11 protein-coding genes are annotated in these 13,347 nt (G+C 43.6%); 5 read left to right on the plus strand and 6 right to left on the minus strand.

The features are described from left to right. Positions 1-61: 61 nt before the first annotated feature. The gene (locus tag J2Z28_RS08600) at positions 62-598 is read left to right on the plus strand and encodes a hypothetical protein (RefSeq protein ID WP_211081935.1); all 537 of its coding nucleotides are present in this window, start codon (positions 62-64) and stop codon (positions 596-598) included. Positions 599-702: 104 nt separating this feature from the next. Here the strand turns inward: J2Z28_RS08600 and J2Z28_RS08605 are convergent, their stop codons facing one another. Then, positions 703-984: a hypothetical protein gene (locus tag J2Z28_RS08605; protein WP_211081936.1), complete on the minus strand. Its 282-nt coding sequence runs from the start codon at positions 982-984 to the stop codon at positions 703-705. A gap of 229 nt (positions 985-1,213) precedes the next feature. Further along, a complete protein-coding gene (locus J2Z28_RS08610; protein ID WP_211081937.1) occupies positions 1,214-2,512 on the minus strand; it encodes a galactokinase in 1,299 nt (432 codons plus the stop codon). A gap of 276 nt (positions 2,513-2,788) precedes the next feature. Here J2Z28_RS08610 and J2Z28_RS08615 point away from each other — a divergent pair, with 276 nt between their 5' ends. Genes J2Z28_RS08615 through J2Z28_RS08625 form a run of 3 tightly spaced genes read left to right on the plus strand, consistent with a single transcriptional unit; the run spans position 2,789 to position 5,773 of the window. Continuing rightward, the gene (locus tag J2Z28_RS08615) at positions 2,789-4,045 is read left to right on the plus strand and encodes an MFS transporter (protein ID WP_211081938.1); all 1,257 of its coding nucleotides are present in this window, start codon (positions 2,789-2,791) and stop codon (positions 4,043-4,045) included. 59 nt (positions 4,046-4,104) lie between these two features. Continuing rightward, entirely contained in the window at positions 4,105-5,031 is a 927-nt protein-coding gene (locus J2Z28_RS08620) for a DUF2268 domain-containing putative Zn-dependent protease (protein WP_211081939.1), read from the plus strand. Continuing rightward, positions 5,006-5,773: a MerR family transcriptional regulator gene (locus J2Z28_RS08625; RefSeq protein ID WP_211081940.1), complete on the plus strand. Its 768-nt coding sequence runs from the start codon at positions 5,006-5,008 to the stop codon at positions 5,771-5,773. The genes J2Z28_RS08620 and J2Z28_RS08625 overlap by 26 nt, the downstream gene beginning before the upstream one ends. A gap of 304 nt (positions 5,774-6,077) precedes the next feature. Here the strand turns inward: J2Z28_RS08625 and J2Z28_RS08630 are convergent, their stop codons facing one another. The 4 genes from J2Z28_RS08630 to J2Z28_RS08645 all read right to left on the minus strand — a co-directional run bounded on the left by J2Z28_RS08630 (position 6,078) and on the right by J2Z28_RS08645 (position 12,557). Beyond that, on the minus strand, positions 6,078-9,401 hold the full coding sequence (locus J2Z28_RS08630) for a DUF5704 domain-containing protein (protein ID WP_342357485.1): 3,324 nt from the start codon (positions 9,399-9,401) through the stop codon (positions 6,078-6,080). A gap of 13 nt (positions 9,402-9,414) precedes the next feature. Beyond that, positions 9,415-10,359: a copper amine oxidase N-terminal domain-containing protein gene (locus J2Z28_RS08635; RefSeq protein WP_211081941.1), complete on the minus strand. Its 945-nt coding sequence runs from the start codon at positions 10,357-10,359 to the stop codon at positions 9,415-9,417. A 536-nt stretch (positions 10,360-10,895) separates the two neighbouring features. Then, entirely contained in the window at positions 10,896-11,171 is a 276-nt protein-coding gene (locus tag J2Z28_RS08640) for a hypothetical protein (protein ID WP_211081942.1), read from the minus strand. 15 nt (positions 11,172-11,186) lie between these two features. Then, entirely contained in the window at positions 11,187-12,557 is a 1,371-nt protein-coding gene (locus J2Z28_RS08645) for a lipase family protein (RefSeq protein ID WP_211081943.1), read from the minus strand. A gap of 74 nt (positions 12,558-12,631) precedes the next feature. On the opposite strand from J2Z28_RS08645, the gene J2Z28_RS08650 reads away from it, so the two are divergent. Beyond that, complete coding sequence (locus J2Z28_RS08650) at positions 12,632-12,976, plus strand: hypothetical protein (protein ID WP_211081944.1); 345 nt, start codon at positions 12,632-12,634, stop codon at positions 12,974-12,976. Positions 12,977-13,347: the final 371 nt, after the last annotated feature.

Genomic DNA, 13,347 nt, shown 5'->3' on the forward strand with positions numbered 1-13,347 from the left:
AGCATGATTTTGGATATTATTGCTCATACTACCTTCAGGAAACTATCGAAGGAGTGACAGTATGAGGTTAAAAAGGTTCATCGCCGTTGGAGCTGTGTTAACTTGCTCAACTCTGTTATGGGGCTGTGGTAATGGCACTGCGAATAATGCATCCCAGCAACAGAATGACACCGTTCGGTCGGAGAGTTGGAGCGATCCCAAACGACTGGAAGCTTCCCATCTTGAGGCGCTTGAGCGTATGGAGAAAGATCACATCCACCGAATGGTTTCGCTTAGCGCAAGTACAGATGGAGACAAAGTGATAACCACACTTGAACGGTCGAGCCAAAAGTTGGAGGAAATGAGACCGCTCGCTGAAATGCTCCAACATGAAGGACATCCGGCATTATTACAGCGAATCCAGGACATGTCCGGTGATATCCAAAGTTCCAAATCCGTCATTGCCGAGATGAAAAATTTGCCTCAGGACGGCAAAATTAAGATTCAGTCCGAGAATTCCGATTCCTTGCATCACATCAGCAGCTTCCGCGATTACCATCAGTATATCCAGGGACAAGTGCAATCTTTAGACGGTAAATCTACGCAAATGTCCCACTAACCCTAAAGATAGTTCAGAGAATCGTTACAGTCGGAATAAGATAATCCGATGGTTAACGGTTCTTTTTTTAATAACTTCATAATGTACATCTCTTCTCTACAGGTTCATTCCACCCACAACGATACCCAGATGAACATGCTAAACAACAGGACTGGCGCAAGTGCTCCTGTGGCTAATATGATCCAAAGTGTCGCGGGCTTGATCCTTTGACAGTATGCATCGACCTTGCGCATCCGATCTTTGCGCCACTTGGCGAACCTGAGCTGTCTGATCATTCGATTGAGAACTATTTGTCGCTGCTCGCCCTCTTCGAATTCATCGATCGCACGCCGCAACTCCTCGTATAATTGAGCCTCTTCCTGCCCAGCCACTGTAGGTGTAATCATCTGATCCTTCCTCCCATGAGCAATTATTGAGATATAGCCTCTCTCCTAATCGAACCATCATCAATACGCCTGTATTCTAGGTAACTACCAACCTAACTAAACCACTACTTAAATAACACATTACAGACCTTCAAAGTTTGAAGTTTTTTCAAAAAATGAACAACCCAAAAAGCCCGGGCATGGCCCGAACTTCATTGAATCATGCTAGAACTATTTATCTGATTGCTTTTTAGCCTGCGTTAGCGATTAATGAATTCAGACATACTGCACCCTGTGCACGCACATTAACAACAATAATCGGTGTGTCCAACATGTCGTGCATCCAAGACATATACTCTTCTACTTTTTCGTTTGGAAGGATCGTCAGAATAACCCCTGCGAATCCACCACCATGAATACGACAAGCGCCATCACCCAGGTTTTGCAGATAATTCTCGGTCAGTGCCAGCGCGATGCCAATCTCCTGTTCCTTCACAGCACCACTCTGATATACATTCTGCAACCACTTCCATGACGAATTACCAGACGCCGTAATCAGTTTCAAGAAATCAGCAAAACGTCCATCACGCAACGCCTGAACCTGACCATCGACACGATTGTTTTCCTCCAGGAAATGAAGCGCACGCAGCACGGCACGATCCCCAGCAGCTTCACGAACCTTCTCGAGGTTGGCATAGATTGCGTCTGCTGTAATTTCCCGAACATACTCACTGCCCAGGGCCTGAGCAACCGCTCTCATCTCATATGGCACAGCAGCGTAATCTTCTGTCAGATCAGCGTGGTTACCACCCGTATTCACAATAACCAATGAGTAGCCGTTTTGTTGGAAATCCCACTGAACAGGTTCAATGACAGGCTGTGCAGGATTTTCAAAATCAATGGCAATCAGTCCGCCGTACGCACAAGCCATCTGATCCAGCAGACCGGAAGGTTTGTTCCAATAGTGATTCTCCGCATACTGGCCGATTTTGGCCAAGGTTACGACATCCAGTGCTCCATCATTATAGAAGTGATTCAAAATCGTACAGATCAGCATCTCAAATGACGCCGAGGAACTCACTCCTGATGCCGAGAACACATTACTTGAGAGGTACGCCTGGAAGCCGCCTACCTTATATCCAAATTCTCCAAATCCTGCAGCCATACCGCGAATCAATGCTGTTGTGCCATCGTCTTCCGTATTTGGCGTAAGATTCGTGAGATCGATTACATATTTCTTGTCATAACCTTCTGAGTAAAACGTAATAACAGACTCCGCAGTTGGTGCTGCCACTGCAATCGTATCCAGCGTAATGCTGCCCGCCAGCACTTTACCATGGTTATGATCCGTATGATTACCGCCAATCTCGCTGCGTCCTGCTGCGCTGAACAACTTGCTGCCTTCTTGCGCGCCAAAGTACTCTTCAAACGTTGCGTTCAGCTTTGTGTAACGTGCAGTCTGTTCTTCTACTTGTGATTGTCCATACATTTGGGCAAGCAACGCTTGGCCCTCCGTGGATTGGATCAGATTCAATGGTTGTGTCGTCATTAATAATCCTCCTATGGATATGCAGCTGTTATTTTTAGACTGTTGGTGAACATGGTTGTTGTGTCTGTTTCATACCTTATTCCTCTCCCATTATCTCAGCTTCGTAGCGGAAAAGGTAGGGTAGAATTGAAAGTTTGTAAGCGTTTTGTGAAGTTATATGTTGTAAAAATAGGATTGAAAACCATTTTACAATAACTTAAATTTGGTTTAAGTGAAAACACATTATTTTCCAAACTTAATGTTACTATGCTATACATCTTATTGGTGGAGGGAACGATGAAAATCAAGTCGAACTATACCAAGTTATTTGGTGCATTTTCGCTTACATTTTTAGGTGATGGACTTACGCTTGCCGCGGTTCCTTGGCTCATATCAACACTAACAAGCGATACGCTGTATGCCTCCGTCACCATGACGGCACTTCGTTTACCCTGGCTTCTCTTCAGTCTACCTGTAGGTGTCCTCATCGACCGTTACTCACGCAAACATATGCTGATTGGCGCAGGCTTCACTCGAATGATCCTTCTACTTGCTCTGACGTTATGCATCTGGGGAGGATGGGTGAGCATTCCGATTCTGGCTCTGTTCATGTTTGGTATTGGCCTGAGCCGAGTTGTATTCGACAGTACGGTGCAGACGGTCATCCCTCAACTGGTAGATGAAAGTAAATTGGAGAAAGCCAATGGGCAATTCACCGCGGGACAGTTAATCACAAGTGATATTCTGGGCGTTGCTCTGGGAGGGTTCATCATCACCCTGCATATTGTATTTCCTTTTGCCATAGACGCCGTAACGGCTGTTATTGCTCTGCTTTTTTTAATCAGTTTGAGGGGAAACTTCTACCCTGGGGATACGGAAACAACCAAGAAAGAAGTTCGACCGATGAAGAATTGGAAACGCGAGATGTGGTCCGGTATTCAATATGTCTATCATGATCGTTTTCTCCGCGGACTAGCCATTCTGTCTGTCACCATTACGCTGATGTATTCGATCATTCTGTCTACTCAGATCTTTTTTGTACGCGATGTGCTTCAGTTGGATGCTTTTGCATTTGGTATCCTCATCTCCATTGCAACAATCGGCAGCATCGTGGGGAGCCAGGCTGTTGCTTATATGCGCAAGAAATGGAGTACAAAACAATTGATTATTTCCTCCATTTTGTGCATGGGAATCATCTACGGTGTGGTGGGTCTAACTACAAATGCGTATATGGTAGGTAGTCTGTACTTTTGTGCTGCATTTTTCATTATTGTTTACAATGTTACCCGTTCCTCCATCCTGCAACGTTCCGTTCCTAATGAGATGCTTGGCCGGGTCGGAAGTGTGTTTCGCTTTTTGTCCTTTGGGATCAGTGCCATTGGTACGCTTCTCGGCGGATTATTGGTGCGGGTTAGTGAAACGACTTTCGATCGCGTATTCTCGCTGCAACTCCCTTATCTCTTGTTAAGCCTGATCTATATCCTGTCTGCTCTGATATTCGCACTGAAGATGCAGAATCATTCTGAGAGCCAGCAGCGTAACATCAACGCTTGACTGTTACGTTAGGTCATACTTGATAATGATCTCAAGCTAATAAGAAGGAGAGATTAAGGATGAAGATTACCGCCTTACGTTCAGATCAAATCTATGAGGAGATCATCCAGGCTGCACCCGATGAGAAATTGGAGATATACCGCGAGCTTATGATGAGGCCTTTTATGAACAAATGGAACATTCAACAGATCCCGTTTCGCTCTCATGAGCCTCACGGCTTCGATGTGATCATGATGAATAACTTTATGAATATCGCTCCCGCAGATATCACACCTGAGATTAACCAATCGTTAGCAGCGATCTCGTCTGAAGCATTTTGGCAACAGTGTCATGAAGCTGTTCATACGAGTCTATCCACCTTTACAGAGCACGGGATTGAGCTTTCGGTCTACGAATATCTATATACGATTTTATTAGGCGACAAGAATAGCCCTTCACTCAACATGAACGAAGGCATCAGCGGAGATGGTGGAATCCCGGGTTATATTATTGCGAACCTGATCCCCAATAGGTATACTCTACCTCGTATCCAATCCGTGTTAGCCCATGAATGCAATCATAACGTAAGGTATCAATATATCCAGTGGAATCCACAGATTACGCTTGGGGAAATGGTTGTTAGTGAGGGGTTGGCCGAGAGCTTTGCGACATCCCTGTATGGAGAAGAGTTGCTAGGCCCCTGGGTAGCTAAAACGGATATGGAGACTTTGAATAAAGTAATTAAACCAAAGATAAAAGACCAGCTGCATGTCACCGGTTTTGACCAAATTAATACGTATCTATACGGCGATGAACTTACCATCATGCAAAATTTCACGCCCGTAGGTATGCCCTATGCGGCTGGCTATGCCTGTGGTTATCACTTAATCCAGTATTATCTGAACAAAACAGGTACACCTATCACCGAAGCAACCATTACTCCGGCAAGTGTCATTCTTGCTGAAACAAAGGAATTTTGGAATGAAGACACCCTATTTCACCGTTAAAGATATTATTCAGATCACAGGCATCACCAAACGCGCATTACATTATTACGATAAAACGGATCTCCTAAAACCGAGCAAAGTCGAGGACAACGGCTATCGGTATTACGATCAAGAGGCTCTCGGGAATCTGCAAATGATTCTGTTGTTCAAAGAAATGAATTTCTCATTAAAAGACATTGCCGCCATGATGCAACTTTCGAAAGAAGAACAGAAAGATATCCTAAGAGAGCATCGCAGTACACTCGTTCAACGAAGACAAAAGCTTGAAACCATCATCGACCAGTTGGATGAGTATGTAGATGGGACGGATATCTCTCATCTTCATCTGTTTGACGACTCTTCCATCCTTTCCATTCAAGAGCAATATGAATCTGAGGCGAAGTTCATCTACGGAGATACCGAGAAATATCAGGAATTCGAAGCTAATGTGAGCGAGCTGTCTGTGAAAGAGCAAGAAAAAGCCTACCAGCAGTTCTCGGTTAACATGGAGCAGGTATTTCGGGAATTGGCGAAGTATCAGGATCTGTCTCCTACTTCTGATGAGGTACAAGCGTTAGTGCGTAAATGGAAGAGTTGCCTGGAACAGTTTATGGTCTGTGATGATGAGATTCTGAGATGTATTGCTGAAGCCTATACGATAGATCGCCGCTATGCGGGTTATTTTGATCAGTTTGGCGATGAGGATTTTTTGAGCTTTTTGTATCGAGCGATTATGGTTTATGTGGAGGGTGAGGAAAAGTGATTTTGTGTGAATTGGATACCCTCCTACAAGGTAACATAGTAAAAAAACGTATCTCCATTACATATGTATGGAAGATACGTTTTTTTAAACCACATACAATTACCCTTTGCTTACCGCCGTCTCCATCTGCCCTTCCCGGCTTGCGTGGCATCGTTTAAATGGTAATGATGAGTAGAGCCTTGAAATACAACCCCTATGCACTATCAAACGTCAATTTCCTGAACCTATGTGAGATGCCAATATCCTTAAGAGATAACGATTTCTCTCGCCGCAAAGAGTTCATCCGACTTGGCTACCCTACCTCTTAATGTGGTACCTGTGCGCTAAAATCATCACGACTGGAACGATCCGCATGGTAGAACACCACGTCTCCATCTCGCAAAGCAAAGCTATTCCCGTAACTGTCTTCCACCTGACGCTGGAAGCCCTCTAGCAGCCATTGGTTCATCAGCGGCGCGTGAATGTATTGCAAATGCGGTGCCGCCAGATTCCCCTCCCGGATCGATTCGAGGTCGAAGTTCACAACAATATAACCATCCTTCAAAAAGATCGGTGACTTTGCATCCAAACCACCATGGGTCCGCCCGTACTCGGCCAGATTAGTCCCTGCCTGCACGACATACGGTTCCGCAGGCAAACTATACTCGCCGTACCATTGCTGAATGGCCGCATTGGCACGCAGTACATCAGCACTAGCGGTAGTGGGAATATTGGTTTTGGGACCGATAAACGTCCGCAGCTGCTCTGGCATCAGCAGCAGGCTATACCCACCTACTGGAGTTTTCATCTTCGTATATTTCTCCCGATAATAGTCCTGATACGACCGCTCACTCATCATCCCCGGATGAATTTCGCCATATCGGTTGTATTTGTATGTTGCGGTATCCCGCAGCTGTTCTGACGGTACCTGACGCAACCGATCATTCAGAATTACGAACCGCTTCACTTGGTCCTCGGCCGAGCCGATGCGGATAAAGTTGCGCTGATTCGTGGAGTAATACAAATCCACCGGCACGCGCGTTTTCCCGTCCTTGCTCACAAAATCAAAGGTCGGGGTCAGGCGAATGCCGTCCCTCGGACCAAACATATTGCCTTTCGTTTTAAAATCGAATTTGAAGTGATATCCTGTCTTTACCGCTACATTCTGGTATCCTTGCAGCGGATGACTACCCGGTCGAATCGGTACGGTAAACTGTGGTTTGTTGCCTCGCTTGTCCCCATCGATATCCTGCGTACCTGTCCAGTAACTGATCCAAGTCGGCGCAATGCTTCCCTTAAAACGGCGGAAGACCAGTTCCCAGCTATAGTCTGCAATGTCCGTAATCTGAAAATCATACAATCGGCCGATGACTTCCACAGATACTTCGTCACTTGCTAGGTGGTAGGTCAGGTCTGTGTTCGCGTCCGGCTGAGCATTACTTCTGGACATCGATTCAAAGTCGGCAGGTGCATTTTCGGCAATATTGCGAAACTCCACCTGATAATCTCCTTCATCGACCCACACGGGAAGATAGAAGGTCGTGTCCAGTACATACACGGGAATATCAATCCACGTATCCCGAGGATAAAACTGCGTCCGGTCGGTACTGTACACGTCAAACGGAAACCGCACCTGTTTGGTACGATAATACTTGGCATAATCCCGGTTTCCATAACCTGGATACGAGTTGACATCCAAATGCTGTCCACTGGTGGGAATGCGCACAGTGAATGGACGCTCCAAAATAAGGGCAGAGCGATTCATATTGGGTGTCGTTTTCTGATTATGCGGCTGGTCATCCGAAACCAGCGAGTAGTTCACTACTGGCGTGTGCACAGTGACAGTGTTGATGCCATAGATATCATATTCCAGTTCTTCCTCTTCGGCATCGATACTGCCATCGGCTAAGATATAATTAATAAGTCCTTTGCTGGTAGTGTCCTTCTTGTTGGTCTTTCCGATCGGGATATAATGATACGGGCTGTACAGCACATCTTTCCCAATCTGTACTGGCGCCGGAATCTGTTCAGGCTGCGGTCCTTCTTTCGCGGTCCGTAGCTTGTTCATGATCGTTTGACCCTTGAACACGAGAGAGTCGTTTTCGACCTCGACATCCGGAACTGCGGCCTCCGCTACATCCTGCAAATTCTCCTGATCTGGAGAGGGTCGGCTGTTTCCACCCGACTTGGTACGTGATGGTCCTTGCTGCGTGCCCGGCTGGGGTGGCGGATATAGATTGCCAGTCTCTTCAGCCTGGAACTCTGGAGGCGTGTACCCTTCTGGTGTAATCGTAATCTGTTCACCATTGAAAGCGTAGTTGATCAACGTGGCTTCCTGAATGTTGTATACGCTCAGCTCATCAATTGTCCAGTACGCGTATGGCCGAACGACCTGGTATTGGCTGGGTACGACTTCAGTATCACTCTTTGGCGTTCGAACCGTTTGGCTGTTTCCTTCCGCATCAGTGGTCGTACTTTCCTCCGTCCAAGTCAATGTCCATGTTTGTTCTACATTGACCGTATATGTACATGTACCTGTCATCTGTACAAATTGGTTCTGAAACAAATAATCTCGGCTGAAGACATTGCCGTACAAGCTTTCTGATGTAGGAATGCCCTTCAGCACATCAAATGGTTCACTGCCACGCTGATCCGCTTTGATTATGCCAGTGACAACCGGGTCCATGTACTTGCCTTCCAGCGTGCGTCCCGGCTGCGGCGGCGTACACACGTTGTTCGGAATTTCTGGCGTTTCATCGTTCTTCAGCTTATAGTAGAAATACACGTAGTACACAGGGTACTTCCCGTTGTACGTAAATTTCCCAGGATCTCCAGAACTCCTTGATCCACCGCTCGGCGCGGCCAAGGTGCTTTTTTTGTAGCCCTCGTAGGTGTACTTCTCTCCAGGAGCGGTATGGGCAAAGTTGTATTCCTTGTCCTTCTCCAGCTTCACTTCCTTATCTGTAAACCCATCTATACCATCCAAGCTTTGGCCTGTCGTGGTCCAGTGTTTGATTACGGCCTGTCCTTCAGTCGGTTCGAGTTCGATCGTGAAAAGCGTTGGGAAGTAATAACGGTATCCTTCCACATTTGGATGAAATACTTGATTATTCTTATCTATTTCCTCCTGCTTCCTGTCAATTGGGTTAAGTACTGCTTCAAGTTTTCCGGGATCTACATAAAGAGGTATGAAAGCTTCATTTGTCCCTTTTCCTGTCCAAGACCCTTTATTTAATGAATACTGTGTAGATGCAGAATTCTTGTAGTAGTCCAATGGATTTTGAGACAATTCGCCAGTTCTTGAAGCATTAAATGTGTTTACTGCATTATCCCATTTGAAATTAAAAACCTCTGCTTTTACATCTTTAATTTTCCTATTGGAATTAAAAGTGAAAGTATAATCAAAGCCGTCAACTCTATATGATTGACCTGGTTTTTTGTTGTCAGTCCAAGTCCCATCGGCCTTTTTCCAAACTTCGAAATATACCATACCAACAAAATAGTATATATTAGGTGCTTTAACAGGATCGTTGTACATTCTTGAGACACCAATGGCGTTAGCTTCTCCAGGGCGGAACATAAAGATAGTAAGGAAGGAAGATAAAATAAGCACCATACTTAGTAAGGGCGTAATTATTTTTCTGATCACGGTAATCCTCTCCTTACTTGAACGGGTTAACTATAGCCACACCATAATCCTCTAGCTCTGCAGCAGAAAATAAGATATAGTCGGCTTGCCTAAACTTGAATTTTGTATAGTCATATCCATCAATGTACTTTCGGTTTTGAAATTTATCTGTGCTACTATTTTCCGGATAATAGTTCAATCCAGTTTGATCATTATTATTTACAAAGGCATTTTCTACATGGCTACGTACCTTTGCAAATTCATTTTTCACTAACAATTGAATCGTTGTTCCTCTCTGAGAACTTCTAATTTCAATGTAGTTTCCCGCCGACCGTTTGACCAGTTCTAAACTGTATATCACTTGACCGTTAGCCAATCTGAGAGGAAGGTCACTCTCTTTAATGACTTTAATTCCATTAAACTTTTCATCTTTGATGTTGTTGAAAACGTAGTTCGACTTTTCGTATGCTTTGAAATCACTCAGGGATTTCAGCTTAAAATCCTTATCATCCGTACTCCGAAAGTCTTTGTTCCCGATCCAGACCCAGCGACCAATCTTGTCCCATTCCACTTTTTGGCCCAGTCCTTCACTCACCAGACGCAGAGGAACGAATGTCCGATTCTGTTTCAGAATAATCTGTGTGCCATAGTCTTTCTTCTGGCCGTCTACCAGGGCAGTTGTTTGGCCAATCGTCATATCTACCTTATGGTCTTTACCAACAATACCTACATGGGACACTTTCCCGGTTTTCGCATACGTCACCTTTGCGCCAAGGGCTTCAGACACAAATCGAATTGGCACCATCACACTACCTTGACTATCCTGGAACGGCTTCGCATCTGGAAATTTCATTTTCACAGTGTTTAATAGTACCTCGACTTGTTTTGGTGTGCTTGCAGATGCAATCGATTCCGTTCCTGAGCCCATTAAGCTTACCGTCAATATACCTGCTAATACCGTAAATATCAGTTTCTTCATTTTCTAAATCCCTCTACTTTCCGTATGTACTTCTTTTTACTATCACTTAAACTCTTTTCTACGTATAGGTCTTACAGATCCTAAATATCAATCAAACTTGCCAATAATAAGAATATTTTACCACTAAAATCACAATTGATATAGGTATAAAGATCCGTTTCATAACTAATTTTAAGAAAAATGATTAATACTTAGATTATTCAAGTCCAGCAAAATGAAGCGAGAGCAAAAAGGAGCAGCAATTCCAGACAATCGGACGATCACGAGGAGGAGTGACCGTTGAACATCATTTATACCTTGCACGGGGAGTAAAGAAAGCAAGGAGCCGAATTACGAATATATTTCTTTGTACAGCAGGAACGTTTAAAAAAAAAACATCTACCTACCCCTAGTTGGATTCCGGGAAAAAGTCGCCGCTTAATGATAATTTCTCTTTTTGTTTTGTCTACTTGATAGGCCGATCAATCAATAATTGCATTTACAGTCCTCAAATAAAGCCCTTCGTTGTTTGGTTTCGTTTTGAACTCAAATCCACGTTAGTTTCCAGCGCGATCCGCTTCTTCCATACGATAATTATATCTTGCTAAATCCACCTGTTGATGCTCAAATTCGGCGATCCTTCTTGCCATTACAGTCAGGAATTGATCCATTTTACTTCTCATTTCTTCTGCCGCTTGACCTTTCCAATCTCCTATACTTTCCCCTATAGACTGGACGTGGGCCTTATTCGCTTTTAATAGATTCATCAAATGAGTCAGATCTTTCTCTGCTTGCATCAAATCGTGCAACTCAACCAAAATTCTTCCAGACACCTCTAATCCTCCTTGTTATCCCTCGTCAGCGATTCTGAAATCTTCCGCCTTTTTATTGATATACTCTGCGATAAGATGCGCTTCCTCTTCATACCAGCGGCTAAATTGATGCAAGTCATGTGTTAGTCTGTCCACGATCGGTTCCAAAGATCGACTTCGACTCGTTTCAACCAATCGTAAGATGGAATTAATCGCTGTAGGTAGACTTGACTGAAATTCTTGTACATATTGCTTCATCTTCTGCCCCGCAGCCTTCAAATCCTCAACAGAGAGCTGTATGGTAACACCACTCGCTGCTGCTGCATATTGCCCATACACACCCAACTTCGACCCATATTTTTGTAGAAGTTGATCAAATGCTTTTTTCATGTTGTCTTGAGCTACCAAAGATTTTAAGTAAGCATCAAAACGCAGATTACCGTTTACAGGTTGTCCATCGGTAGTTGTGAATAACTTATTTGTGATAAATCCATGTTCATCAAACTGGAAATAGTTCAAATCATGAGTTTTCTGGTTACCAAATGAATTCAAAAATTTGCTTATAGGATCTTGATTCAGAAATGGGACATTGATGGGCACATAAACCACTTTATTTTCAGTCAAACCCAAAAAGCTCTTAAAAAAATTATATTCGCTGTCCTTGTCAGGTATAGATACTCTTACATAAAATCTGCTGTTGGCTTCTTCATATGTATTGTTAATAAAAAGTCCTGTTCCTACTGTTTTGCGCGCACTCATGATACCAGAGCTAACAATGTCACCAGGATGTGATATGGAATAGATCTTATCTTTATAATCACCGTTATCAATACGCTTAATGATGTCGTCCGACAATACAGGCAATATATCAGCTGGGTCATAGGTTACTGCTGATAAGTCATTTCTTGCTGCTACATACTCAGCTAATCCACCGCCTAGTGAATGCCCTGTTGTCGTAATATCTGCAGTTGGATATTCCTTCTTAACGGTTCTATACAGTTCCTCTGCCTGATAAAATTGAGTATCCTTGTACCCCTCGTTAATCACGTTTTGGTCGTACTTGCTGGGAGTACGTACTACTCCGCTCTGATGTTGATTGTATGTATTCTCAAGTTGCTTCGCTCTTCCCATAACTACGTCCAGTACATCCGTTTCCAGGTCGGGAAGTTTCTCCTTAATAGGACGACCTCCGGGCTCTGTACCTCTATAACCTATGATGATTTGATTCGTATTTTCATTACGGAATACTTCAGCGTCAAATCCGGTCTTGCTGTCATGTAAAGTGGTTTGGGGTTTTACGATTTTCCAGTCGGGGATTTCGTCATATTTCTGTCCTGCTTCTATGTCCGAGTTATATACTGTTTTAGATATGTAATGGTATGTTTCTTCAGTTATATAGCCATTCATTACTATTCTCCTTTCTTTAGGTTTATAGTATACTATGTTGCATACTTTTTTCCAAGAAAGGAGGTTTATTGATTTTGTCAAAAATTATTCGTACAGTCACACTATTCATAATATTGATAGCTATTCTCACAGGCTGTGGTGGCCTTTCTAAAGCTGATGAACAAGATTATTATGAGAAAGCGATCCCTATTGGACAAGAATACTTTAAGAAATATTACGATGTAGATGTAGAATTCAATCGTTTCGAAGTTCATTTACCTATGTCATCTACAATCGTATTGTATGGTCATGTTAAAGATGACCCATATACTTCTCTCTCTTTATCATTCTCCCTGCCCTCTCTAAGAGTTGATTCAGCTGGAGGACCTGCAGAATTTATAGACAGCCGCAAGAGTGAGGAAGAGGTTAACTCCCAATGAAGCTTCCAACTTAAACCCTTGTACTTATTTCAACTGACTGTGGAGGACTATCTTATAAAGAGGAACAAATATATTTTGAAAAGGCAATTCCGATGGGACAAGAATACTTCAAAAAATATTACGATGTGGAAGTGGGATTTACGGAGTTTTACATCAATATTCCCATGTCTTCAACCATGGTGCTAAAAGGTATCTTAAAGATGATCGCTATACTCAAGTTTCACTTTCTTTCTATTTCCCTTCCCTAGAGGTTTAAATCTGAAAGCGGACCAGAAGATTTTATTAAGAAACGAAAGATCCTAGTAAAATTGCACCCACCATACATATGAAAGACAAACAAAGCTGCCTGAATTCAGACCAACCTGAATGCA

Source organism: Paenibacillus xylanexedens (assembly GCF_017874615.1).
In the GTDB taxonomy this organism is placed as follows: Bacteria; Bacillota; Bacilli; order Paenibacillales; family Paenibacillaceae; genus Paenibacillus; species Paenibacillus xylanexedens.